At 68.9% G+C, this 24,263-nt stretch carries 20 protein-coding genes and 1 pseudogene; 14 read left to right on the forward strand and 7 right to left on the reverse strand.

Annotated elements, in window-relative coordinates; translation table 11 throughout:
* Positions 1–76: 76 nt before the first annotated feature.
* A complete protein-coding gene (locus tag OHA19_RS25555) occupies positions 77–289 on the reverse strand; it encodes a DUF397 domain-containing protein (RefSeq protein WP_405751744.1) in 213 nt (70 codons plus the stop codon).
* A complete protein-coding gene (locus OHA19_RS25560) occupies positions 289–1,134 on the reverse strand; it encodes a helix-turn-helix domain-containing protein (RefSeq protein ID WP_405751747.1) in 846 nt (281 codons plus the stop codon). Before OHA19_RS25560 ends, OHA19_RS25555 begins: the two co-directional genes overlap by 1 nt.
* Before the next feature lie 222 nt (positions 1,135–1,356).
* On the opposite strand from OHA19_RS25560, the gene OHA19_RS25565 reads away from it, so the two are divergent.
* Together OHA19_RS25565 and OHA19_RS25570 are read left to right on the forward strand one after the other, a co-directional pair.
* The gene (locus OHA19_RS25565) at positions 1,357–1,986 is read left to right on the forward strand and encodes an ATP-binding protein (protein ID WP_405751749.1); all 630 of its coding nucleotides are present in this window, start codon (positions 1,357–1,359) and stop codon (positions 1,984–1,986) included.
* A 181-nt stretch (positions 1,987–2,167) separates the two neighbouring features.
* Entirely contained in the window at positions 2,168–3,157 is a 990-nt protein-coding gene (locus OHA19_RS25570) for a YDG/SRA domain-containing protein (protein ID WP_405751751.1), read from the forward strand.
* Here OHA19_RS25570 and OHA19_RS25575 read toward each other — a convergent pair.
* The gene (locus tag OHA19_RS25575) at positions 3,154–6,294 is read right to left on the reverse strand and encodes a DUF3427 domain-containing protein (protein WP_405751754.1); all 3,141 of its coding nucleotides are present in this window, start codon (positions 6,292–6,294) and stop codon (positions 3,154–3,156) included. The genes OHA19_RS25570 and OHA19_RS25575 overlap by 4 nt on opposite strands.
* 88 nt (positions 6,295–6,382) lie before the next feature.
* Positions 6,383–6,895 carry a GNAT family N-acetyltransferase gene (locus OHA19_RS25580; RefSeq protein ID WP_405751757.1) on the reverse strand — a complete coding sequence of 171 codons (513 nt, stop codon included), beginning with the start codon at positions 6,893–6,895 and terminating at the stop codon, positions 6,383–6,385.
* A 412-nt stretch (positions 6,896–7,307) separates the two neighbouring features.
* Between OHA19_RS25580 and OHA19_RS25585 the strand changes: the two genes are divergently transcribed.
* Positions 7,308–10,706 carry a hypothetical protein gene (locus OHA19_RS25585; RefSeq protein WP_405751760.1) on the forward strand — a complete coding sequence of 1,133 codons (3,399 nt, stop codon included), beginning with the start codon at positions 7,308–7,310 and terminating at the stop codon, positions 10,704–10,706.
* Positions 10,707–10,717: 11 nt separating this feature from the next.
* A complete protein-coding gene (locus tag OHA19_RS25590) occupies positions 10,718–11,095 on the forward strand; it encodes a hypothetical protein (protein WP_405712985.1) in 378 nt (125 codons plus the stop codon).
* Between the two features lie 146 nt (positions 11,096–11,241).
* Here the strand turns inward: OHA19_RS25590 and OHA19_RS25595 are convergent, their stop codons facing one another.
* Complete coding sequence (locus OHA19_RS25595) at positions 11,242–12,249, reverse strand: SEC-C metal-binding domain-containing protein (RefSeq protein ID WP_405751762.1); 1,008 nt, start codon at positions 12,247–12,249, stop codon at positions 11,242–11,244.
* Positions 12,250–12,335: 86 nt separating this feature from the next.
* Here OHA19_RS25595 and OHA19_RS25600 point away from each other — a divergent pair, with 86 nt between their 5' ends.
* The 6 genes from OHA19_RS25600 (at position 12,336) to OHA19_RS25625 (ending at position 17,250) form a co-directional block, all read left to right on the forward strand.
* Positions 12,336–13,106, forward strand: coding sequence for a class E sortase (locus OHA19_RS25600; RefSeq protein ID WP_405712982.1), 771 nt, complete (start codon positions 12,336–12,338; stop codon positions 13,104–13,106).
* A gap of 55 nt (positions 13,107–13,161) precedes the next feature.
* Complete coding sequence (locus OHA19_RS25605; protein ID WP_124723383.1) at positions 13,162–13,320, forward strand: DUF3311 domain-containing protein; 159 nt, start codon at positions 13,162–13,164, stop codon at positions 13,318–13,320.
* Entirely contained in the window at positions 13,317–14,888 is a 1,572-nt protein-coding gene (locus tag OHA19_RS25610; RefSeq protein ID WP_405712980.1) for a sodium:solute symporter, read from the forward strand. Before OHA19_RS25605 ends, OHA19_RS25610 begins: the two co-directional genes overlap by 4 nt.
* 130 nt (positions 14,889–15,018) lie before the next feature.
* Positions 15,019–15,351, forward strand: coding sequence for a DUF6412 domain-containing protein (locus OHA19_RS25615; protein ID WP_405751765.1), 333 nt, complete (start codon positions 15,019–15,021; stop codon positions 15,349–15,351).
* Positions 15,352–15,483: 132 nt separating this feature from the next.
* On the forward strand, positions 15,484–16,254 hold the full coding sequence (locus OHA19_RS25620; RefSeq protein ID WP_405712977.1) for a YidC/Oxa1 family membrane protein insertase: 771 nt from the start codon (positions 15,484–15,486) through the stop codon (positions 16,252–16,254).
* A 135-nt stretch (positions 16,255–16,389) separates the two neighbouring features.
* On the forward strand, positions 16,390–17,250 hold the full coding sequence (locus tag OHA19_RS25625; RefSeq protein ID WP_405712975.1) for a fumarylacetoacetate hydrolase family protein: 861 nt from the start codon (positions 16,390–16,392) through the stop codon (positions 17,248–17,250).
* A gap of 129 nt (positions 17,251–17,379) precedes the next feature.
* Here the strand turns inward: OHA19_RS25625 and OHA19_RS25630 are convergent, their stop codons facing one another.
* Positions 17,380–17,859 (reverse strand): heme-degrading domain-containing protein, encoded by a 480-nt coding sequence (locus OHA19_RS25630; RefSeq protein ID WP_405712973.1) that lies wholly within the window; start codon positions 17,857–17,859, stop codon positions 17,380–17,382.
* On the reverse strand, positions 17,856–19,004 hold the full coding sequence (locus tag OHA19_RS25635; protein WP_405721497.1) for a Gfo/Idh/MocA family oxidoreductase: 1,149 nt from the start codon (positions 19,002–19,004) through the stop codon (positions 17,856–17,858). Before OHA19_RS25635 ends, OHA19_RS25630 begins: the two co-directional genes overlap by 4 nt.
* A gap of 140 nt (positions 19,005–19,144) precedes the next feature.
* Here OHA19_RS25635 and OHA19_RS25640 point away from each other — a divergent pair, with 140 nt between their 5' ends.
* The 4 genes and pseudogenes from OHA19_RS25640 (at position 19,145) to OHA19_RS25655 (ending at position 24,263) form a co-directional block, all read left to right on the forward strand.
* On the forward strand, positions 19,145–20,245 hold the full coding sequence (locus OHA19_RS25640) for an ROK family protein (protein ID WP_405712971.1): 1,101 nt from the start codon (positions 19,145–19,147) through the stop codon (positions 20,243–20,245).
* 348 nt (positions 20,246–20,593) lie between these two features.
* Positions 20,594–21,901, forward strand: coding sequence for a hypothetical protein (locus OHA19_RS25645; RefSeq protein WP_405751768.1), 1,308 nt, complete (start codon positions 20,594–20,596; stop codon positions 21,899–21,901).
* Positions 21,902–22,206: 305 nt separating this feature from the next.
* A complete protein-coding gene (locus tag OHA19_RS25650) occupies positions 22,207–22,977 on the forward strand; it encodes a GntR family transcriptional regulator (RefSeq protein WP_405712967.1) in 771 nt (256 codons plus the stop codon).
* A gap of 159 nt (positions 22,978–23,136) precedes the next feature.
* Positions 23,137–24,263: pseudogene (locus OHA19_RS25655) on the forward strand (TIGR03364 family FAD-dependent oxidoreductase).

Below are 24,263 nucleotides of genomic sequence, written 5' to 3' on the forward strand. Positions count from 1 at the left end.
AGGAGCCTGCTCAGCCACCCCGCGCACCGTGGTCGGCGCGCTGACTGCCGCTGACAGTCGCTGACGCGCCTGGTGGCTACAAATGCTCCGAGATCTCTTGGTGAGCAGAACTTCGCAGACTTCGTACGAACTCGTTCCACGCGCTTCGTTGTACTGTCAGTTGAGCCCCGCGGGGCCGCGTCGAGTCGCGCACACCGATGACCGCGGTCAGGTCGGAGACTTCGACGCACTCCGTGCCACTCCCGCCGCTGTACGACGACTTGAACCAGTGTGCTTGTTCGCGATCCATCAGAGCTCTCCGCAGACTCGATTCAGGAGCGTGGCAGACAGCTCGATATCCAACGCCTGCGCACGCAGGTACTCGAACGCCAATTTATAGCGCGCAAGTTCCTGCGTCTTCTCCATGAAGAGACCACCGCCAAGGATGTCCACGTACACGACGTCAAGTTCGGGTGAAGGGCCGCCAAGGACGACGAAGCTGCCCACTGCTGCCGCGTGGGCGCCTGTTTCGAACGGCAGGATTTGCAACGTGATGTGCGGCCGAGTGGCCAGGTCGCACAGATGCTTCAGCTGATCGCGCATGACCTCGCGGCCACCCACGATGCGTCGGATGACTGCTTCATCAATCACTGCCCAGATGTGCGGTGGCTCGGCCCGATTGAGGAGTTCCTGCCGCTTCATGCGGATGTCCACCATGTGGTGGATCTCCTGGTCAGTGCAGCGCCGCTCCGAGGCGCGGTGCACCGCTTCTGCATACTCGCGCGTCTGGAGTAGGCCGGGCACGTACATGCAGGCGTAGTGATCCTCGCTGATCACCTCATCTTCGAGGGTCAGCATGAGGTTCATTGACTCGGGAATCGGGTCGGCCAATGAGCGCCACCAACCCTGAATTTTGGCGCCCTTGGCCAGCTCAACCAGCGATGCCCGCTCCTGGTCCGAGGCGCCGTACTCACGGCACAGGGCGTCGACGGCCGGCCACTTGACCGCGCCCTCTTTCTTCTCGTAGCGACTCAAGGTTGCTTTGGAGATACCAACCCGAGCTCCAGCCTCTTCCAGAGTGAGGCCTTTGTTTACGCGGAGGCGGCGCAGGTCTGCACCGAGTTGGCGTCTGCGGGTGGTTGGTCCGACTGGCATGGCTGAGATCCTCCACGTTGATCCTCAAGAGCGTGCATCGCGTTGAGCACATTGAGCAAGGCAGCGCACTCCGGGGGCGTGCGCTGATTGGCGTGCTCCCACAGGCGCGTCGTGAGAGTTCCATTTTGAGAGTTTCACTGCCACTGTATGGGATGTGTTGGGCACACAGGGTGACCATCTCGCGATGCAGGAGTGATCGGCTTGGGTGAGTGTCGTTTTGGGATGGACAGGAAGGCATGGGACCTGGCGTTCCTGGCGGAGGCTGAAGAGCTCGCCGGCTTGCGGCGAGCGATGCGCTTACACCTAGAGCTCTGGGGCTTGCCGGGGGTTGTCTACGCGGCGCAGATCTGCGTCACGGAACTAGTCACAAACGTGGTTACGCACGTGGGCCCCGGGACGCCGTGTTGTTTGGCCGTCTCTATGAATGGTGATCGCCTCCGAGTCGAAGTGAGCGATCCCGATCTGCGGGGAATCCCAAAGCTTGTCGCGGCAGCGGATGGGAGCGAGACGGGGAGGGGGATGGTCCTTGTGGACGGCGTGGCGGATCGCTGGGGTGTCATCCTTCGAGGAGACTCCAAGGTCACCTGGTGTGAGTTGTCTACCGGCCTTCGATCGCCAAGCGACCACGTCGATAGCCCACACGTCGCCAAAGCGGAGGCCTTGTTGAGCCTTTGTGGGCTCGGCAGCATCCGGGTGGGAGACCGTCGTGAACGGCTGGGTCTGGCGCTGGGGAGGGAGTTGGCAATCGATCTGATCGTGGATCTCCTCCATTGGCTCCGTGCTCACGGCTGCGATCCGGACGACGCCCTCGACTGCGCGCAAACGCACTTCGAAGCCGCGGTGGCTGAGTGAGCAATTAAGGCCGGTCGCTGGCCTCTCCCTCCGGCTGTGCGCGCCTGTGGCCTCGGTGAAGTGCCGGATCGGGTTTGATTGGTGATCGCTTTTAGGTCAAGTAGCGTCGGAATCAGGTCACTTGCCGCAGAGGGGTGGCGAGAGTGATTGAAAATGATCGAATGGCCGGAAGTATGTTCGCATGGCTGCGTACAGAGCTTTCTTCGGACATGTAGATGGGTTTCTTCCGGGCGCACACTTTGATTCTCGGCAGGCCGTCAAGGATGCCAAGCTGCACAAGGAGCGTGAGGCGGGAATCTCGTGGGGCCTTGATGCTGACGGGGAAAGAGCCGCCGATGCGATCGTGCTGAATCAGGGCTATGAAGACGATCTCGATCAGTGGGATGAGGTCGTTTATACAGGTGCTGGCGGCCGGGACCGAAATACTGGTCGGCAGATAGAGGATCAGACTTGGGAGAACCGCGGGAATGCGGGTCTGCGGAGAAGCCGAATATCGGCCAACCCCATACGTGTCATACGAGGAAGTGACGGGGAGCGAGACTATTCGCCTGTCAGCGGGTACCGGTATGACGGTCTCTATGAGATTGTCGAGGAGTGGACCGAAGTCGGTAAGGCAGGTTTTCGGATCTGTCGGTTTAGGATGCGTCGCCTCCCAGCTGAAACACAGGAACTGACGCCCGTTGAGCAGCAGGTCCGAGAAATCCTCGGCCAACAGGGGCAGGGGCAGGGGGCGTCCGATCAGAGCGGTGCTGACGTGTCTGAGGTGGCCACGCAGCGACGGACGACTACGGTTGAACGTATCGTTCGAGACACGGCTGTTGTCCGCCGGGTCAAGCGGTGGCATGAGTACACGTGCCAGATTTGTGGCCTAGCGCTGACAGTTGGGGCGGACGGCAAGAGCTATGCCGAGGGCGCGCACATACAGGCGCTTGGGGGGCTCGGCCGGGGGCCCGATGTCGAAGGAAACGTGCTGTGTCTATGCCCTAACTGTCATGTGCGACTTGATCGTGGCGCACTCTATCTGACCGATGATTTTTACGTTGTGGATCGCTATGCAGCGGGTCTGACCTCGCGGTCGGTTCCGTTGAGGATGGTGGAACAGCATCGTGTCAGGAGGCGATTCCTGCGAGCACACCGCCGCTTCTGGCGCATAGGTGACCTGGACGGCTAACCCGCAGCGATTGCTGAGTAGGTCCACACGTCGGCTGGCATCTCGTGACGGAGGTTCCAGACGATGCCCATAGGTTTGCTTCCCTTGTGCTCGACGTACTCGGCGGGGCCAAGGAGCATCCAGGGCTGGGGTCCGCTGATGTCCGTCTTCTTGTAGCGGCGGACGAAGAAGAGGACGTGGGTTCCTACTTCCTTGTGCGTCCGGTAGCGGATGCCGGTAGGGGAGGTCTCTGAGGTCTGGTTTTGGGACTCCCAGTGGAACAGGTGCTCGTTTCGGGCGTAGTCCTTGTAGCGAGTCTCTGGAGAGAAGTCCTTCTCGTCCTTTTCGAGGGTGATGAGTAGCGCGTCGGTCTGAATGTTCTCGCACCACTTCACGCCTTCGCGGAAGTGCCCGGGCATGAAACCACCTAGGTAAGACTGCCCGAGGGCGGGGAGGATCTCTTCACGGCTATACGAGGCGTGGACGGACAGAGGCAGGCTCGCATGCTCACCGAGCAGCGGGACTGGTACGTGGTCAGCCTGGTCTAGGACGTGAGCGAGGACCTGGCGGAGTTCGTCGCGGAAGGCGTGCTGAGGGCGAAGGGTATCGAAGCCCTCCTGGTAGCTGCTGAAGCCGCTGCCCAGTGGCCACAGCGAGAAGAAGAACATCCGAGCGAAAGCCTGCTCCTGCTCGTCGAGCTCGCTGTACGAGGGGGCATCGTCGATGAGCAGCTTGCTGTACGCGGCGACTCGGAGCGGGTCATCAACGTGGAGGAAAGCTGAGACGCGCTTCAGCAGTGGGGCTTCGCCCTCCGGTCCGGGCTCGGGGAGAAGCTTTGCCCGGCGGAGTAGGCCTGTCCATGAGTTTCCGTTGCCCCGGTACAGCTCCTTGAGCTCTCGGCGGCTCTCCTGGAGGTAGCTGGCGAGCCGCGGCTCGGCGTATTCGGCGACCTCGCGAGCGAGCTGCGTGACGTTGACGCTGATCTGACTGCGGATGTTGTCAATGATCAGGTCCTTGGCCTTCGACTCAAGGATGATCTGGCAGCCAGAGGGCAGCTGCGGGAAGTCGTGCTCGATGTTGGCCAGCAGGCGATTGCGGGTGAGGTTAGTCAGAGCGCGGAACTGCTCTTCGAAGCGGAACTCCTTGCGGTGCTGGCCGATGAAGTCCAAGACGGTGAGGACAGCCTTGTCCTCAGTCCGCCGCAGGCCTCGTCCTATCTGCTGGAGGAACACCGTGGCGCTGGAAGTAGGACGCAGGAGAAGCAGGGTGTCGACGTCAGGAATGTCGAGCCCCTCGTTGAACAGGTCGACAGAGAAGATGACTTGGAGTGCTCCGGCCTTGAGTCGATCCAGGGCATCCTTGCGCTCATGGCGCGGGGTCTCGCCCGACAGGGCCACCGCGTTGAGGCCGGCTCGTCGGAAGAAGTCGGCCATGAAGACGGCGTGTGCGACTGACACGCAGAAGCCCAAGGCGCGCATCGAGCCCGGGTCAGCAACCTTGTCCTTTACGGCCTGCACGACGAGCCTGGCTCGTGCGTCATTGCCAGTGAAGAGATTGCTGAGGTCCGTAGCGTCGTACGATCCCCGTTTCCAGGCGATGGTGCTCATGTCGGTGTTGTCGGTGACGCCGAAGTAGTGGAAGGGGCTGAGGAGGTCGTTCTCCAAGGCTTCCCAGAGGCGCATCTCTGCTGCGATCCGGCCGTCAAAGAACTCGTCCTGGATGTTCAGGCCGTCCATGCGCTCCGGGGTTGCAGTGAGACCAAGGAGCTCCCGGGGCTTGAAGTGATCCAGGATCCTGCGGTACGTCGGGGAGGTGCCGTGATGGAACTCGTCGATCACGATGACATCGAAGTGATCTGGGGCAAGGTCTTCCAGCGCACGCGAGTGGAGTGACTGGACGCTGCCGAACACATGCGTCCAGTTGTCTGGGATTTCCCCACCAACCAAGAGTTCGCCGAAGTTCGCGTCCATCAAAACGTTCTGGTAGACGCGCAGAGACTGTTCCAGGATCTCCTTGCGATGAGCGACGAAGAGCAGCCGCGGATCACGACCCAGGGTCCGCCGCAGGCGCTTGAAGTCCAGCGCTGCCATCACGGTCTTGCCGGTGCCTGTAGCCGCAACGAGGAGATTTTGGTGCCTGTTGTGGACGATGCGTTCCACTTCCAGGCGTTCTAGCATGTCGCGCTGGTGGGGGTAGGGGCGGACTTCGAGTCCAGAGAGCGTGATGGTGGGGCCCTCGCTTCGGCTTGATCCGCCCGCCTTAGAGAGGGCTTCGTCGAGTTGCGCCGCATCAGCGTCGGGGTCGTACGGCTCGAAGGAGCGCTCGCTCCAGTACGCATCGAATGTTGCCTCGAACTTACGGAGCACCGCGGGGGTGGCAACCGACGACAGCCGCACGTTCCATTCGAGCCCGTCGAGCAACGCAGCCTTGGACAGGTTCGAGCTGCCCACGTACGCCGTGTCGAAGCCACTACTGCGACGGAAGAGCCACGCCTTGGCGTGCAGACGTGTCGAGCGAAGCTCGTAGTTGACCTTCACCTCGGCGCCGAATTCACGGACCAGGCGGTCCAGCGCACGGCGCTCGGTTGCTCCGATGTAGGTGGTGGTCAGCACGCGGATGGGGGCGCCCCGATCGCGTGCGGAGGCGAGCGACTGCTCAAGGACTCGGAATCCGTGCCACTTCACAAAGGCGCAGAGGAGATCAACGCGGTCTGCTGTAGCCAGCTCGGCTCGCAGCTCGAATCCCAGGCTCGGGTCTTCGGGCGAATTGGTAATCAGAGCTGTCTCGGACAGGGGCGTAGCCGGGCGAATTGCGTGGACGCCGGGCGCTTTTTGCTCTGCGACTGCGAGCAACTGTCGCGGCCCTTCGAGGACGAGGTCGACCCACTCGGTTGCGCCTTCGATGGTGCTGAGCGAATCCAGAATGTGGTTCGCGGCAACTACCTGCTCCGCAGGTGAGAGGCCCTGGAGGACTCTTCGTACGACGTTCGCGATGTGGCGAGTGAGCACGGTTGGTGCAGATTCAGCGCCAACCACTTCGTCGATGGAGCGCCAGCCCGCGGAGGAGAACTGCTTCATGCGATCTTCGAGTCGTTGGGTGATCAGCGTCTCGTACAGCCCAGCGACTGGCGCCGCGCTGCCTGCTACCTCGTTGGGCATGACGAAATCCCCTCATCTCACCAGCTACACGTGCAGTTGTATCAAGCTGGCCTGAGAAGCCGCCCGCGCCCTTGCGTTGGGGCGATTGCTACAGGGCCCCGTCCTCGGGCCCTCCGTGCCGCAAGTTTCGTACGTAACCGAGCCCCGGCCGCCCGTTCAGCTGGACCTCTTCTCCCGTCGGGACGAAGCCCGTGCGGGTCAGGACCGTGCGGGAGGCCGTGTTGTCGAGGGCGACTGATGCGCGGAGGGTGGTCAGGCCGTACTCCGTGGCCGCCAGGGTGCAGAGGTGGAGGACGGTGGCCGTGGCCAGCCCTCGGCGGGTTGCCTTCTCGGCCATGCGGAAGCCCAGCTCGGCGGAGCCGTCCGCGACGTCGACCAGGTTGAAGCGGCCCAGCACCTCGCCGTCCGGGGCGACCAGGAGGTGGAAGTGGCAGATTCCGGCGGCCTGTTCGGCGAGCAGGGCGGAGAGGCGGGCGGTGAAGTCGGCGAAGTAGGCGTCGCCCCGGTCCGGTATGGATGCGGCGAAGTACGTGCGGTTCTCCTGCTCGAACGTGAGCAGGGCGGGTACGTGGTCGAGGCGGAGGCGCTGGAGCTCGGGCATGGCAGAACCATATGCATTTCGGGTTGCTCGTTGGGTTTCTTTGTTCGTGGGGATCCGGGAGGAAGTGGTGGCTGCATGGCTTTCGGGGGTGCGCGCCGCTGTGTGCCCGTTCGCGCAGTGATGGTGCCCGTTGGGGCAAGTCCCGTGCCTCGTAACGGAGTTGCCCTTCCGTAAGTCCTTCCTGGCTTCGTATGTTCCTCCTCGGAGTGTTGGCCGACACGGCGGGGTACGCGGCAGCGACGGGCCGGGAGGGCGGATGAAGGCGGTTCCGGAGAAGGACCCCGCCTCCGCGTCCGGCCGTGGGGGTACCCCCCTTCGGGAGAACGTGACGCTCAAGCCCGAAGTGTCACGTTCGCAAGCACCCCCACCCCAGCGCCCCCCGGGCGACCGCCCCGCCCCCGACCGCCGCAGCGTGCAGCGCCTGCAACGCGCGGCGGGCAATGCGGCTGTCTCCCGCCTGGTCGCGCAGCGGTACACGGCTCCGGTGAAGCCGTCCCCGGCGCAGGCGCCCGGCTTCCGCAAGGTGAAGGCGGATGTGGCGGCGAAGAAGGTCCGCCTGGCCCACCACGCCCCCGCCGCCGGCGAGTCGAAGTCGGCGCAGGACGCGGCGGTCGCACCGCCCGACGACAAGGAGGCGCAGGGCAAGGCGGCGAACGCGGAGAAGATGAACGCCGCGAAGCCGGGCGAGTTCGACAAGCAGGCGTTCGTCGACGCGGTGAACAAGGCGATCGACGCACAGGCGCCGAAGAACCTCGACGACGCCGACAAGTTCTCCAAGTCCGGCAAGGCCGACAAGATCAAGGGCGAGGTCGACGGGAAGGTCAAGGACGGGAAGGAGTCCTCGGCCAAGGACATCGACACGGCGACGAAGGCTCCGCCGGACACGGCTGCGGCGAAGGACAAGCCGGTCACCCCGATGACCCCGGACCAGGCGCCGGGCAACCCCGGCGCTCCGTCCGCAGCGGATGCCGTGCCCGCCCCGCAACCCGCGTCCGTGACGGACTTCTCCGAGGGGCCGGCCGCCAACGACCAGGCGATGGCGGACGCGGAGGTCACCGAGGACCAGCTCGCCAAGGGCAACGAGCCCGAGTTCGACCAGGCGCTCTCGGCGAAGAAGACCGCCGAGACCGATTCCGCGAAGGCCCCGGCGAAGGGCAGGGCGGCCGAGGCCCAGCAGCTGAGTACGGCGAAGGCCGGAGCGGCGGCCTCCGGGGCGCAGGCCATGAACGCGTTGACCGCGACGCGGGCTTCCGCGGGCAAGCAGGTCGACGGTGGAAAAGGTGAGACGAAGTCGAAGGACGAGAAGAAGCGCGCCGAGGTGACGGCGAAGCTTCAGAAGGTCTACGACGGGACGAAGAAGGACGTCGAGGAGACCCTGTCCGGCCTGGACAAGAAGGTCGACGACAAGTTCACCACGGGCGAGAAGGCGGCCCGGGACGCGTTCACCGCCGATCACAAGCGTCGGATGAAGGCATACAAGGACAAGCGGTACTCGGGGTGGACGGGCAAGGCCCGCTGGGTCAAGGACAAGTTCGCGGGCCTGCCCAAGGAAGCCAACAACCTGTACCAGGAGGCCCGCAAGCTCTACGTCTCCCGCATGCGGGGCGTCATCTCGTCCGTGGCCGACATCATCGGCGCCGAGCTCGGCAGGGCGAAGGCCCGTATCGCGAAGGGGCGGACGGAGCTGAAGGCCGAGGTCGACAAGCTCCCGGCAGACCTCAAGCAGTTCGGTGAGGACGCGGCGAAGGACTTCACGGGGAAGTTCGACGATCTCGAAGCCACGGTCAACGAGAAGTCCGAACAACTGGTCCAGGACCTGGCGACGAAGTACACCGCCGCCTTGAACAAGGTCGACGAGGAGATCAAGAAGCTCCAGGAAGCCAACAAGGGGCTGATCGACAAGGCGAAGGACGCGGTCGTCGGCGTCATCAAGACGATCAACGAGCTGAAGAACCTCCTCCTGGGCATCCTCGCCAAGGCCGCCTCCGCCATCATGAAGATCATCAAGGACCCCATCGGGTTCCTCGGCAACCTGGTCAAGGCGGTCGGCGCCGGCCTCAACCTCTTCGTCACCAACATCGCCACCCACCTCAAGACCGGCGTCGTGTCCTGGCTGCTGGGAACGGCGGTCAAGGCCGGCCTCGAACTCCCGCAGAAGTTCGACCTCAAGGGCATCATCCAGCTCATCGGCTCCCTGCTCGGCCTGACCTGGGACAACATCCGCGCCCGCATCACCCGCAAGGGCATCCCCGACGAGGCCATGACCGCCGTCGAGTCCTCCGTCCCCGTCGCGAAGAAACTCGCCACCGAGGGCCCGGCGGGCGCCGTCAAGGAGATCACCGAGGAAGTCGGCGACCTCAAGGCCACCATCCTCGAAAAACTCACCAGCTACCTGATCCCCACCGTCATCATCGCCGGGATCACCTGGATCATCTCCCTCCTCAACCCCGCCTCCGCCTTCGTCCGCGCGGTCAAGGGAATCATCGACATCGTCACGTTCATCGTGAACCAGGGCGCCCAGATCGTGGAGTTCGTCAACGCCGTCCTCGACGCGGTCATCGCCATCGCCAACGGGGGTTCGGCGGGCGTCCCGAAGATGGTCGAGGCCGCCCTCGCCGCCAGCGTCCCGTTGCTGATCGGCTTCCTCGCCTCACTCCTCGGCATCGGATCCCTCGCCAACAAGGTCAAATCCGTCTTCCACGCCGTCGCCCGGCCCGTCAACCGCGCCATCGACAAAATCGTGGGCTTCATCGCCAGGAAGGGAAAGGCGCTGTGGCGTAAGCTCCAGAACAAATTCCCCGGAAAGTCGAATAATAAGAACAATAAGGGCAATGGGGGTGAGGGGGGCTCAGGGAAGTCGGCGGACGACAAGAAACGGCAGGCCATAGCAGCCGCCGACCGCCTCCTGTCGTCGAAGCCGTCCCTCGGATCGGTTCCGGCCCGCCTCGCCCCCATATCGGGGAGCCATGGAGTTCCGCTCCGGCTGATCAAAGAATCCACGAATGCCGACGGCACTCACGTCCATGTGCAGGCCATCAAGACCAATACGCACACCCTGCCGCCCGAACCTGTTTACGACCCCGGTGCGTACTCGGACGTCGAGTTGTGGGAACACGCGCAGAAGGGGATACGGCTCAAGGGGCAGAAAGGGACAGAAGGCCGCGCAAATCGCGAGGCGGCCAGGGCGGAGTTGGCCCGGCGCATTGGCGGCCTGGCGGACAAGGATCTCGTCGGCCATCTCGCCAAGAAGGGTCCACGAAGGACCAGGGGCGCCTCCGGGGAGGATTCCGCAGGTCACCAGCGCGGCCACATCGCGGGGCGGCATGTTCTGGGCCAGCCGCGCGACTTGAGCGCCGTCGCTCCTGCGGTACTCGGTTCCACCGTCAGTGAGGACTGGGTCGCGTACCGCGCAGCCACCAACATTCCCAAGTGCAGCGGCGGGATGGCGGGGGCGTTCGCCGGAAGCGGTGATGCGAGCACCTGCATAGAGAACGCAGTTTCGGACGTCATGCAGGATTGGATGGCGTTCAGGGTTGAAATTCTCAAAAAGGGTAAAATTCAGACCGTTGTTCCTGTGGCAGGTGCCGGAGTCTGTTTTCTGCGCTTGGACAGTCATGCTGCTACCGCGAGCCAGCTTCCCGCATGGCTGGGAGGTTCAACCAATCGAAAGCTCCATCCTCAGGACGCCAATGCGTCCACATCTCCGCCCCTCGCCGACAGAGGATCTCCGGGCGGCACCGAAGTCCGCATCCTGCTGGACAAGTCGGCACCTCAGGGGTGGTTCGTCCATAGCGCTTGGCCGACGATCTGAGCAGGGGACCGATGACCGACGACAATGAACTGGGCTGGCGAATTCTCCGAGAGATCGAGCAGGACCATGAGTGGCGCGAGCAGAATCCCGCTCTCTTCTTCGCGGAGCTCTGCGACGACCTCTGGCGCACGACGCCCGACGACGAAGCCCTGGACGTGTTCAAGATCCGGGTCAGGAACGCCGGTTGGTGGGCTTCCGATGTCGTCGACTGTGTGGAGAGGGTCGTGGCCGACCGGCCCGACTGGGCCGCCCGCACGCTGGAGCACTCCGCCGACCTCTGGTTCGGTAGCCCGGCGGAGGAGACGCCGGAGCTCTACCTCGACTGGTTGGCCGAACGAGCGGTCGAACTGCGCAGCGCGCTCGACGAGGTGCGCAGAGGACCTGCGTGACACCTCTCCCGGGTCCCGTGCCTGAGGGTTGCCCATCAGGTGGCCGTCCCCGGTTCTGCGCCGAAGTCCCCGTTGGTCCCGCGTCTCCCGCCGCGGTACGGGGGCCCGCTCGTCCAGGCCGGAACGGACCCCCGTGGCGCCGTCGTTCAGTTCGCCCCGTGGCACTCCCGATAAGCCCGCCCCGACCCGCACCAGCAGGCCGCGCTGCGGGCCGGGGGCCAGGGGACTGCCCGGCCGCGGGCGGCGAGGGTGGTGGCGTACTGGGGGAGGAGGCCCGGGTCGGACGGGGACGCGGCCTCCGAGGCGGCGAACGCCTCGTACGAGGGGACCGTGCCGGTCACGATGCCGAGGTTCGGGGTACCGGCCTGGTGGAGGTCGCGCAGGGCGGCCTCCAGGCGGGCCAGGTGCTCGGGGTGGGAGGGGTACTCCTCGCACAGGTCCGGGTAGGCGGTGAGGAGTTCGGCGAGTTCGGTGGCCGGCCAGTGCAGCACCGCGACCGGGAACGGGCGGGACAGCGCGGTGCGGTACGTGCCCAACTCGGCGCGGAGGCGGGTGATCTCGGCCCGGAGCTCGCCCGGGTCCGAGGAGCCCAGCGACCACAGGCGCTTCGGGTCGTGGAGCTCGTCCAGCGGGACGGCGGCGGTGTGCAGGGTGTCGGCCAGCTCGTCCCAGGCGTCGTGGTCGACACCCATCAGCCTGCGCACCCGGTGGCGACCGAAGAGCAGCGACTGGGTGGCGTACGGGACCTCCTCGCCCGGCGTCAGGAGCAGCGTCAGCGCGGTCGAGAAGTAGTCGTGGGCCGCTTCGAGCTCGTCGTGGGCTTCCAGGGTCTCGGCCGCGATCTCCCAGGGGCCCGGGTCGAGCGGGCCAGCGGCGCGGATGCCTTCGATGATCGCGCGGGCCTCCGCCTCGTGGCCGTACTCCCACAGGTTGGCCGCGTTGAGGGCCTTGACCAGGTGCGGGTGGTCGAGATCGAGGTCGGTGGCGCCGAGGAGCTCGTCGTAGAGGGTGGTGGCGCGGGCGCGGTCGCCGGCGAGTTCCAGATGGGCCGCGGCCTGGAGGAGCAGCGGCTCACGGTCCTCGGGGTACCGTGCCGCGGCGCGCAGCAGGCGCTCGGCTTCGGTGGTGTGGTCGGCAGGCGTGTCGGGGCGCATGGACCACACCGTACTGCTGTACGGCTCCGGGGCGGAGGGTTGTTCCAGGCCTGGAGAGTTACGGGCCGGGGGCCTATCGTGCGGCCGTGCGGGAGCGGATACCGGTGGTGGTGCAGCGCAACTCGCGCGGGCGCAGGGTCGCCGCGCGCGGGCTCTGGACGGTTGCCGAGTTGGTGGTGACCCTCGGCGTCGTCCTGTTGTTGCTCGTTGTTCATCAGCTGTGGTGGACCAACCGGCAGGCCCGTTCCGGAGCCGAGCACCAGGTGCGGGCACTTCAGCGGGAGTGGGGGCAGGAGCGCGGGGGTGCCGGAGCGGTGCCCGGGGACGACGGTGACCCCACGGGCGGTTCCCGCGAGCCCGGTGGCCGGTCGGCCCCGGGCGGCAACGCCCGCTCCGCGCCCCGGTGGGACCAGGCGTACGCCGTCATCCGCATCCCCCGGCTCGGGCTCGTCGCGCCCGTCGCCCAGGGCATCAGCAAGAGCGGCGTCCTCGACAAGGGGTACGTCGGGCACTACCCGCGCACCGCGCAGCCCGGCCGGCCCGGGAACCTCGCGCTCGCCGGGCACCGGAACACGCACGGCGAACCCTTCAGGTACATCAACCGGCTGCGGCGCGGGGACCGGATCGCCGTCGAGACCCGGGACGCCGTGTACACGTACACCGTCGACCGGACGCTCGCGCGGACGAGCCCACGCGACGGCGGGGTCATCGCCGCGATCCCGCGCAGCAACGTGAAGCCGTACGCCGGGTACACCGAGGCCGGTTCCTATGTGACGCTCACTACCTGCACGCCCGAATTCACCTCCCGGTACCGGCTTGTCGTATGGGGAAAACTCGTGGATGTCCGGTCGCGGTAGTGGCCTCGCACTAAGGTTCCCTGACGTGCTCAGACGACGTCCGCAGTTGTTGTGGTTGCTGGTCCCCTACGTGCTGTACCTGGGGGTGCTGCCGCTCGTGAACCGGGTCCACCCGGTGATTCTCGGGCTGCCGTTCCTCTTCGTGTGGCTGCTCGGGGCGACCCTGCTGACCCCCGTCGCCGTATGGCTGACCCGACGGGGGGACCGCCGGTGAACGCCACCGTCGCGACCTCCGTCTTCGCGGCCTTCATGGTCGCCACCGTCGCCCTCGGGCTGCTCGCGACGCGCGGGCGACGGAAGGGGAATGGCGAGGGCGGCGGGCTCGCCGAGTGGTCCGTGGGCGGGCGCAGCCTGGGGACCGTCTTCATCTGGGTGCTGATGGCCGGCGAGGGCTACACCAGCTTCAGCTACCTGGGCGCCGCGGGCTGGGGCTACAACTACGGGGCCCCGGTGCTCTACGTGGTGGCGTACATGTCCTGCGGGTACGCCATCGGCTACGTCGTCGGACCGATGCTCTGGGCGTACGCGCGCAAGCACGGGCTCGTCGGGATCACCGACATGGTGGCGCACCGCTTCGGCCGGCCCTGGCTCGGCGCGCTCGTCGCCGTCCTCGCGACCGTGTTCCTGCTGCCGTACATCCAGCTCCAGATCACCGGCATGGGCGTGGTCGTCTCGACCATCTCCTACGGCGCCATCGGCCTGAACTGGGCCTACTTCATCGCCTTCGCCGTCACCACCGGATTCGTCGTGGTGAGCGGGCTGCGCGGCAGTGCGTGGGTGTCGGTGCTGAAGGACGTGCTGGTGATCGCCACGCTCGGGTTCCTCGCCTTCTACGTACCGGCGCACTACTTCGACGGGTACGGGCCCTTCCTCGACCGGCTCGTCACCGAGAAGAGCGAGTGGCTGACCTTCCCCGGGCACGGGGACAGCGGGCTCGGACAGGCCTGGTTCATCACCACCTCGTTCCTCAACTCGCTCACCGTGGTGATCTTCCCGACGACCGTCGCCGGCTACCTCGGCGCGAAGAACGCCGACGTGCTGCGCCGCAACGCGATGCTGTTGCCCGCCTACAACGTGCTGCTCTTCGTGCCGATGCTGCTCGGCATGGCGGCCCTGTTCGTCGTGCCGGGGCTCGTCGGCGCCGAGTCCAACCTGGCGCTCTTCCAGCTCGTCGTGGACTCGCTGCCGGCCTGGGCGGTCGGCGTCATCGGGGTGGCGGCGGCGCTGTCCTCGATCGTGCCGATGGCCGTCTTCATGCTGGTCATCGGCACGATGTGGGGCCGCAGCGTGCTCTCGCTCGTACCGCGCTGGGAGCAGCGGCAGAAGGGAGCGGCGCAGGTGGTCGTCGTGGTCGCGGGGAGCCTCGCGCTGCTGCTCACGTACACCGCCCCGAACACCCTGGTGCGGCTCTCCCTCATTTCGTACGAGGGAATGGCACAGCTGCTCCCGATGGTGCTGCTGGGGCTGATGTGGCGGCGGCTGACCCTGCTCGGGGCGATGAGCGGGCTGGTCGTCGGTGTGGGTGTGGTGTGCGGGTTCGTGTTCACGGAGAACGATCCGGTGTGGGGGGTGAACGCGGGCATCGTCGCGCTCGGCGCCAACCTCGGCGTCGCGCTCGCCGTGACGTACGCGGGGCCGCGTGAGCACGACGAGCGGCCGGACGACGAGGTGCTCGCGCGGGACGAGATCGGGGACCCGGAACGCGAGGCGGAGCCGGAACGCGAGGCGGACCCGGAACGCGAGGCGGAGTCGGACGGCGAGCCCGCGGGAACAGGCCACTGACTCCGCCGGGCGGGCCGGTCCGCCCGGCCCATCGTGTATAACGGCTTGAGAGCATCGGACGCGCACGTGTGCGAACGACACGGGCGCGGGACCGGCCGACCGGCCGCGAAGGGGAAGAGGGGAGGGGCCGATGACCGGCGACACGAACCGTCTGCGCGGTGGCCTCGCCCGGCTGCTCCGTCCCGCCGGGCTGCTGCTCTTCCTCATCACCGAAGTCCTCCTCGCCGAGGGCGGCAGCCTCTCCGCCGCGGTCGCGCTCGCCGCGACCGCCGCCGCCGGCTCCGCGCTCGCGGTCGCCTCCGTCATCAGCGCCCGCTGTGCCGCTCCGGTGCCCCGCACCCGGGTCCGTACCGCCATCCGCGACCGGGAGAAACGCACTGCGTTCCTGCCCCAGCGGGACCCGGACGCCAAGGGGCGCAGGCGCCCCCGAGCCCCCGGCCGTGCCCTTCTGACGGCCGCGTAGGGGCTTGCAGCAGCAGTAGCAGGCAGAGCAGCAACAGCCACCCCCAGCAGGTGCGCCATGGGCGCCCGCGCGGTCCGTCATGCCGAGTCCGTTCTTCCTCCCGGCACGACGAGACCCCCGGAGGGCTCACCCATGTCCGTCTTCATGTCCGCATTCGCCGGTCTGGTCGGCGCGCTGGCCGACGCGCTGCACCCGCTCTTCCAGACCGCGTCCACCGCCGCCGCCATCGTGCTGTTCACCGCACTCGTACGGCTCGCGGTGCACCCCCTGTCGCGGGCCGCGGCGCGGGGGCAGAAGGCCCGCACCAGGCTCCAGCCGCAGATCGCCGAGCTGCGCAAGAAGCACGGCAAGAACCCCGAGCGCATGCAGAAAGCGCTCATGCAACTGCACAAGGAGGAGAAGGTCTCGCCGCTGTCCGGCTGCCTGCCCAGCTTGTTGCAGATGCCCGCCTTCTTCCTGCTTTACCACCTCTTCTCCAGCCAGCGAATCGGCGGCGACCCCAACGAGCTCCTCGGCCACCAGCTCTTCGACGCCCCGCTCGGCGAGCGCTGGCACGACGCACTCTCCGACGGCGGGCTGTTCGGCGCGCAGGGCCTCGTCTACCTCGGCCTGTTCGCGATCGTCGCCGCCGTGGCCACGTTCAACTACCGGCGGACGAAGCGGCAGATGGCCGCCAACCCGGTCACCCCGGCCACCGGCCCCGACGGGCAGCCGGTGCCCGGCATGGGGGCGATGACGAAGCTGATGCCGCTGATGTCCTTCGCCACCCTTTTCACCGTGTCCGTCGTGCCGCTCGCCGCCGCGCTGTACGTCGTCACCAGCACCACCTGGACCGCGGTCGAGCGGGCCTTCCTGTACCGCGACATGCCGGCCGCCGGGGCCGCCATGGCCACCGCGGCGTGATCGGAGCGGCCGGTGCGCCGGTCCAGTGTGTGAACAGGGTCTTGCGGAGTGATCGGACGTCTTGGACGATCGGACAGCCTGCGATGGCCGCCACCCATCCGACGGGCCCGATCTCGAACAAGGGGAGACAGACCGTTGAAGCTGCTTCGTGTGGGTACGGCAGGCGCGGAACGACCGGCGCTGCTGGATGGGAACGGCACCCTGCGCGACCTGTCGGGGATCGTCACCGACATCGACAGTGCCCTGCTCGCCGACGAGTCGGCGCTCGCCCGGGTACGGGCCGCGGCGGCCGAGCCCGGCGAGCTGCCCGAGCTCGATGCCGAGGGGCTGCGGGTCGGGCCGCCGCTCGCCCGGATCGGCAAGATCGTGTGCATCGGGCTGAACTACCACGGCCATGCCGCCGAGACCGGTGCGGCGATACCCGCCGAGCCGATCCTGTTCTTCAAGGCGCCGGACACCGTCGTCGGGCCCGACGACACGGTGCTGGTGCCGCGCGGCAGCGTGAAGACCGACTGGGAGGTAGAGCTCGCGGTCGTCATCGGGCGCACCGCCCGCTACCTGGAATCCGCCGAGGAGGGGCTCGCGCACGTCGCCGGGTACGCGACCTCGCACGACGTCTCCGAGCGCGAGTTCCAGATCGAGCGCGGGGGCACCTGGGACAAGGGCAAGAACTGCGAGACGTTCAACCCGCTGGGGCCCTGGCTGGTGACGGCCGACGAGGTCGCCGACCCGCAGGCGCTGTCGCTGAAGCTCTGGGTCAACGGCGAGCCGAAGCAGGACGGCACCACGGCCGACCAGATCTTCCCGGTGGGCGAGGTGGTCCGGTACCTGAGCCACTTCATGACGCTGTACCCGGGCGATGTGATCAACACCGGGACGCCGGCCGGGGTCGCCCTCGGTCAGCCCGAGCCCAAGCCGTATCTGCGGGCGGGGGACGTCGTGGAGCTGGAGATCGCCGGGCTGGGACGGCAGCGGCAGGAGCTCAAGGACGCGTAGCGGGTGCGCGGGGCGGTCGCCGGATGTGTCCGGTGGCCGCCCCGCCCCTGCGTCTTCCGTCAGGCGTCGAACGTCGGGCGCCTTCCGTCACGCGTCACGCGCCGAACGCCGAACGCCGAACGTCTTCCGTCACGCGTCGAGCGTTGTCGTGAACCGCTCCAGCGCCGCGACGACCATGGCGTGGTCCTCCGCCTGGGGCAGCCCCGAGACCGTGACCGAGCCGATGACGCCCGCGCCCTCGACCGCGATGGGGAACGAGCCGCCGTGCGCGGCATAGACGTCCGGGTCCAGGCGCGAGGATTCGTCGAACGTCGTCCCCTTCGCCCGGAACCGGGTTCCGACCAGGTACGAACTCTCGCCGTACCGCTCCACGACCCTGCGCTTGCGGTCGATCCAGGCGTCGTTGTCCGCGCTCGAACCCGGCAGCGCGGCGTGGAACACCTGCTGCGCGCCGCGCCGGATGTCGATCGCGACCGGGGCATGCCTCTCCCGGGCCATCGCGACGAGCAGGGCGCCGAGCGCGTACGCGTCGTCGTAGCCGAAATGCGGCAGCGTCAGTCGGCGCTCCTGGGCGATGAGCTCGGAGACGGTCGGAGCGGTGTGGCTCATGCGGGCTGCTCCTCTGTACCGGCGGGGTCGGCGGCGGACGTACCGGCGGGGTCGGTGGCGGACGGGGCCGTGGTCGCGCGCAGATTCACGGTGACACCCTCGCGGGCCGAGCGGCGGGCCGCCTCCAGGACATCCAGGGCCGCCGCCGCCTGGAGGGCGGTCACCGGATTTTCACCCGTTCGGCGCAGCGCTTCGGTGACCGCCGCGTAGTACGCGGGATAGTCGCCGGGCAGCGTGCGGACCGGGGTGCCGCCTCCCGTCAGTGGGGACTCACCCGATCCGATCCGGCCCCACAGCTCCTTGGGCTCCTCGCCCCAGGGCCGGTCCGCCGCCGGGCGCAGCCCCGCGCGCAGGTCCGCCTCCTGCGGGTCGAGGCCGTACTTCACATAGCCGGCACTCCGGCCGAGCACCCGGAAGCGCGGGCCGAGCTGGGCCGTCGTGGCACTGACGTACAGATGCGAGCGCACCCCGTTCACATGGGTGATCGCGATGAACGTGTCGTCGTCCGCGGCGGCGCCCGGGCGGCGTACGTCGGACTCCGCGTACACCAGCGCCGCCGGTCCGAACAGGGTGAGCGCCTGGTCGACGACGTGGCTGCCAAGGTCGTACAGCAACCCGCCGATCTCCTGCGGATCGCCCGACTCGCGCCAGCCGCCCTTCGGCTGCGGGCGCCACCGCTCGAAGCGGGATTCGAAGCGCTGTACGTCGCCCAGCGCGCCGTCCGCGACCAGTCGGGCGAGAGTGCGGAAGTCGTTGTCCCAGCGGCGGTTCTGGAAGACCGAGAGCAGCAGCCCGCGCTCCTCGGCCAGGGCCGCGAGCCCCCGCGCCTCGGCCGCCGTACCGGCGACCGGCTTGTCCACGACGACCGGCAGACCGGCCTCCAGCGCGGCGGTCGCGATCGGGACATGGGTCCTGTTCGGCGAGGCGATCACGATCAGATCGAGCGCGCCGGGGCCGTCCGCACGCTCCCACAGCTCCTGCGGCGACGCGGCGAACCGTACGCCGGGGAACTCGGCGCGCGCCTGCGCCCGCCGCTCCTCGTTCGAGGTGACGATCGTGTCGAGGACGAGACCGTCGGTCGCGGCGATCAGCGGGGCGTGGAAGACGGAGCCCGCCAGGCCGTAGCCGACGAGCCCGACACGCAGCGGGGTCCCGGACGCCCCGCGGCCTGCGGACCGTCCGGGTGCCCCGGACGGTCCGGGCGTCTCGTGATTCGCGTTGCCAGTCATGTCTGCCACTTAAGCAACGCTGTTGCCATAGTGCAAGCGGCAGCGACAATGGTCCGGTGAACAGGAGTAATAGCGGCGCGAACCTGCCGACGCTGCGCAGCCACAACGCGGCGCTGGTGCTGGATCTGCTGCGGGTGGCGGGCGAGCGCGGCATCAGCAGGCTCGAACTCGCCGAGCGCACGGGGCTCACGCCACAGGCCGTCAGCAAGATCACCGCCCGGCTGCGGGCCGAGGGCCTGGCGGCCGAGGCGGGCCACCGGGCCTCCACCGGCGGCAAGCCGCGCACCGTGCTGCGGCTGGTGCCGGACGCCGGGTACGCGGTCGGCCTGCACCTGGACCGCGACGAGCTGACGGTGGTGCTCGTCGACCTGTCCGGCACGGTCGCCGCGAGCCGCACCGCCCCGCTGGACCTCGGCGCCCCTGCGGACGAGGTGCTCGCGGCGGCGACGGACGCGGTGGCGGCGGTACGGGGCGGGGGCCCGGGGGAGCGGCAGGTGCTCGGGGCCGGCGTCGCGGTGCCGGGCCCGCTCGACCACCGGCGTGGGGTACTGCACCGCGTCACCGGGTTTCCGCAGTGGGACGGCTATCCGCTGCGGGACGCGCTCGCGGTACGGACCGGGCTGCCCGTCGTCGTCGACAAGGACACCAACGCCGCCGCCCTCGGGCTCGCCCTGCGGACGCCGGGCGGCGGCGACTTCGCGTATCTGCACCTCGGGACCGGGCTCGGCGCCGGGCTGGTGCTCGGCGGGGCGGTGCATCGCGGGGCCCGGACCGCGGCCGGTGAGTTCGGGCACCAGACCGTCCAGCTGGACGGGCCGGTCTGCGGCTGCGGGGGGCGGGGCTGCATCGAGGCGCTCTGTCTCGCCGCGGTCGCCAGGGGGGATGCCGCGGAGGCCGCCCGGGTGCTGGGGACCGGCGCCGCCAACCTGGTCGGGCTGCTCGACATCGACCGGGTGGTGCTCGGCGGCCGTACGGTGGCCGCCGATCCCGACGTCTACATACGGGGCGTGCGGGCCGTGATCGACGAGCGCGCCGGGCTGGGCGGCCTCGACGCCCCGGTGCCGGTCACCGCCGCCGGAGGAGGGGACCGGCCGGTCGCGGAAGGGGCCGCCCAGCTGATCCTGGCCCCGCTCTTCGGGCGGGCCGGCGGCGCGTAGCAGGGGCGTGAGCGGGTGGGCCGGCGGCGCGTACGGGGAGTCAGCGGGTGGGTCGGCGGCGCATGCGGGGCGTCAGCGGGCGTGAGGCGTGGGGCCGGGGCGCGCGGGCGTGGGGCGTCAGTGGGTGTGGGGGGCGTGGGGGTGTGGGGCCGGGGGGTGCGCGGGCGTGGGCCCGGGGTGGGGCGGTTGGGCCGACCGGGCGGATTCCGGGGGCCGACCGGGCGGCCCCTCGGCATGTCGGAACGGGCCGCCTCGCGCGTGCGTGGCAGCGTCGCGGCCCAGAACCGGTGAACTCCGGCGCACGGGGTGAGCCGACCGTTTCGCGAGCAGCGAAGGATGATCCCCCAGATGTCCCCCACACCGCCCCCGGCCGGGCCGCCTTCCAGGGCCGCCGCGCCGGCCGGCCCGGACCGCGTCGCCGCACCCGGCCGCGTACCGGGTTCGACGCCCGGCCGCAGCGCCGACTCCATCCCCACCTCCAGTCCCACGTCCATCCCCCTGACCACGGTCGCGTCCATCCCGGTGTTCACCGCCCCCGCGCGTCCTCCCTCACCCCCGCCGTCCCCCGGGCGGACCCGCCACGGATTCGTGCTCGGGCTGGCCGCGGCGAGCGTCGTCCTCGGCGGCACATCCGCCGCGCCCGCCACCGCCGCGTCCTCGGCCACTCCGGTCTCGTCGCCCGGCTCCACCACCGCCGACCAGCAGCCCGCCTGCGGTGATCCGGCGGCGAAGGAGTTCCCGATCAGCACCCGCATCCACGGCGGCCCGGACACGTACGCGTCCGGCGGCGGCTACGGAACCTGGTTCCTGGACCTGACCAACACCACGACCGAGTCGTGCCGGGCCATCCACCCCGTGCTGGTCCTCACCGACGAGGACCGCAAGCTCACCGCCGACCAGATCCAGCTGAAGTTCTCCGAGCAGGCCCGCCCCGGCACGGAGCACCGCGTCACCTGGGAGACCACCGACCGGGACGAGCACATCGGCGTCTTCGGCGGCGCGGGCGGCGACTCCTTCGACGGCTTCACCGTCCCCGCGGGCCGCACCGTCACCATCCAGGTCCGGATGGCGTTCACCTCCGACACCCGCCCCGGCCGGATGACCGCCAACGCCGCAGTTGTCCAGCGCCAGCGCGCGGCGAGCGGCACGGCCGGCAAGCCGGGCAAGGACGACGGGGCCTGGGTCGGCGAGTCCGAGGACTACCCCTTCACCGTCGTCGAGGACCACGACGGCGAGGAGGTGAGCGAGACGACCGAGACGACCGAGACAGGCGAGACGAGCGAGATCGGCGGCACCGGCGAGATCGGCGGGGCAGGCGAGATCGGCGAGACGAGCGAGATCGGCGGGACAGGCGAGATCGGCGAGACGAGCGAGATCGGCGGGACAGGCGAGATCGGCGAGACGAGCGAGATCGGCGGCACCGGTGAAACCCCACGCGAAGCCCGGCCGGACGAGACCCGGCCCGGCAACGCCACCACCACCGGCCCCCGGCCGCCCGTCGGGCCCGGCCGGACCCCGCGGGACAGCGGCCGCCCGGAGCTCGCCGAGACCGGTACCGGTGGCATCCCGTCGCCCGGCCTCACCGTCGCCGGGCTCCTGATCGGCGGCGGCGCGATGGTGGTCCGGGCCCGGCGCCTGCGCCGCACGCATCCCTGAACCACGTCCCCGATCCGCCTAGGGTCTTTCGTTTGGATCAGGCCGGATCAGGGAGCGGGGTCCGGTGCCGTGCGTCGCAAGGCGGAGGAGGGAAGCGACGCGGAGCGTCGGTGACCGACGACAGCGCGGCGAGGTGCGGCACAGGGGCACGCGAGCCCGGCATGATCCAAACGAGAGGCCCTAGCCCGGCCCGCCCCGTCCACGCCGCCCGATGCCCCTGGCCCACCCTCCCGGTCCACCTCCGAACAGACCCTTCCGCGCCCGGACGTTCACCACTGTTCATGTCCGTCTGCCACCATCGGGCCGTGGACTACCCGCACGACCAGGCACCTGGCGCACCGATCCGTTCCGGCATCCCGGAGCACGGCCGTATTCCCAAGTACTACGCGGTCAAGGCCCATGTCTCCGCTCTCATAGAGGAGTTGGGCGAGGGCGGCATGCTGCCGACCGAGCGCGATCTGGCCGAACGCTACGAGGTCTCGCGCGAGACGGTGCGCCAGGCGCTGCGGGAACTCCTGCTGGAGGGGCGGCTCGCCCGCCAGGGGCGCGGCACCGTCGTCGCGGGCCCCAAGCTGGAACAGCCGCTCTCGCTGGCGAGTTACACCGAAGGCGTACGCCGTCAGGGCCGCAGGCCGGGCCGTCACCTCATCGGGCTGGAGCGGTTCCCCTGCCCCGAGGCACTCGCCGCCGAGATCGGGGCGGCGCGCGGCGAACCGGTCTGGCACCTGGAGCGGGTGCTGCTCGCCGACGACGACCGGGTCGGTCTCGAGAGCACGTACGTCTCCGTCGCCCGGCTGCCGCACCTGGACACGGACTTCGACCCCGACTCGTCCTTCTACGCCTACCTCCGCGACCGGCTCGGGATCCCCTTCGGCGATGCCGACGAGCGGATCGAGACGGTGCTCGCGACACCGCGCGAGGCGTTGCTCATCGGCACGCCGCCCGCACTGCCCATGCTGCTGATCCACCGGATCTCGCGCGACACCGCCGGGAAGCCGCTGGAGCGCGTGCGGACCCTCTACCGCGGCGACAGGTTCTCCTTCACCGCGCATCTGGGCCCGCAGGACGGCCGCTGAACAACCGCCCCGCGCGTGCGTACGGCTGCGGCAGCCCCGCGAATCGGCCCATCAAGATAACGGAAAGGTAACGGGTCTAGGCCAAGCTTGGGGCCCGGTTCACCCTCCCGTTGCCGTACGGATCCGTCCGGGCCACCCGCCCCGAGGAGCGTAGCCGTCGTGAGAGTCATCGTCGTAGGAGCCGGCGTGGTGGGAACCATGCACGCCTGGCACGCAGTGAACCGCGGCCACGAGGTCGTACAGATCGAGCGCGAGAGCGAGGCGCGCGGGGCATCGCTCCGCAATTTCGGACAGATATGGGTCAGCGGCCGGGCAGGCGGCGAGGAGCTCGAGACCGCGCTGCGCGCCGTGAGCTGTGGGAGGGCATCGGGGCGCGGGTCCCGGACCTCGGCTTCCGGGCCTGCGGCTCACTCACCCCGCTCCGGGCCGAGCTGGAGACCGCCGTCGCCGAGGCGGCCGTCGCCCGGCCCGACGCGGCGGCCCGCGGCTACAAGCTGCTCACGGCCGACGAGGCCCGCGCGGTCAACCCCGCGCTGCGCGGTGACTTCACCGCCGCCCTGTGGTGCGAGCGGGACGCCGCGGCCGAGCCGCGCACCGCACAACTCGCGCTGAAGCGGGAGCTGTTGAAGTCCGGCCGGTACACCTTCCTCGGCGGCCGTGAGGTCCGCGAGGTGGTGGGCACCGCCTCCGTCCGCGACGACCACGGCGACGTGCACACCGGCGACGCGGTGATCCTGGCCACCGGTGCCTGGCTCGGCGGTCTCGTCCGCGAGCTGGCCGGCCCCGACCTGCCGGTCCGCCGCGTCCGCCTCCAGATGATGCAGACCGACCCGCTCGGCGAGCCGCTCACCACCTCCGTCGCCGACGCGGACAGTTTCCGCTACTACCCGGCGTACCGGGGCGGGGCGCTGGACACCCTCAACGCCGAGCAGGCGCCGGCGCCCACCGCGGCGGCGCACCGGATGCAGCTGCTGATGGTGCAGCGCCGGGACGGCGGACTGACCATCGGCGACACCCACGACGAGTACGAGCACCCCTTCTCCTTCGACACCGTCGAGGAGCCGTACGAGCACCTCACCGGGGTCGTCGAGTCCTTCCTCGGCCGCCCGCTGCCGAGGATCCGCCACCGCTGGGCCGGGGTCTACGCCCAGTGCACCGACACCAGCCGGGTCGTCCACCGCCAGCAGGTGCGGGACGGCGTCTGGCTGGTCACCGGGCCGGGTGGGCGGGGCATGACCTGCTCGCCCGCCATCGCCGAAACGACCGCCGACGAACTGGGCTGGTGA

It is taken from the genome of Streptomyces sp. NBC_00012 (genome assembly GCF_045040875.1).
Classification (GTDB): Bacteria; Actinomycetota; Actinomycetes; order Streptomycetales; family Streptomycetaceae; genus Streptomyces.

Bases quoted from the DNA above. Each gene is read 5' to 3' on its own strand.
- OHA19_RS25555 (WP_405751744.1), bottom strand. From the start codon at position 289: ATGGATCGCGAACAAGCACACTGGTTCAAGTCGTCGTACAGCGGCGGG.
- OHA19_RS25560 (WP_405751747.1), bottom strand. From the start codon at position 1,134: ATGCCAGTCGGACCAACCACCCGCAGACGCCAACTCGGTGCAGACCTG.
- OHA19_RS25565 (WP_405751749.1), top strand. From the start codon at position 1,357: ATGGACAGGAAGGCATGGGACCTGGCGTTCCTGGCGGAGGCTGAAGAG.
- OHA19_RS25570 (WP_405751751.1), top strand. From the start codon at position 2,168: ATGGCTGCGTACAGAGCTTTCTTCGGACATGTAGATGGGTTTCTTCCG.
- OHA19_RS25575 (WP_405751754.1), bottom strand. From the start codon at position 6,294: ATGCCCAACGAGGTAGCAGGCAGCGCGGCGCCAGTCGCTGGGCTGTAC.
- OHA19_RS25580 (WP_405751757.1), bottom strand. From the start codon at position 6,895: ATGCCCGAGCTCCAGCGCCTCCGCCTCGACCACGTACCCGCCCTGCTC.
- OHA19_RS25590 (WP_405712985.1), top strand. From the start codon at position 10,718: ATGACCGACGACAATGAACTGGGCTGGCGAATTCTCCGAGAGATCGAG.
- OHA19_RS25595 (WP_405751762.1), bottom strand. From the start codon at position 12,249: ATGCGCCCCGACACGCCTGCCGACCACACCACCGAAGCCGAGCGCCTG.
- OHA19_RS25615 (WP_405751765.1), top strand. From the start codon at position 15,019: ATGACCGGCGACACGAACCGTCTGCGCGGTGGCCTCGCCCGGCTGCTC.
- OHA19_RS25620 (WP_405712977.1), top strand. From the start codon at position 15,484: ATGTCCGTCTTCATGTCCGCATTCGCCGGTCTGGTCGGCGCGCTGGCC.
- OHA19_RS25630 (WP_405712973.1), bottom strand. From the start codon at position 17,859: ATGAGCCACACCGCTCCGACCGTCTCCGAGCTCATCGCCCAGGAGCGC.
- OHA19_RS25645 (WP_405751768.1), top strand. From the start codon at position 20,594: ATGTCCCCCACACCGCCCCCGGCCGGGCCGCCTTCCAGGGCCGCCGCG.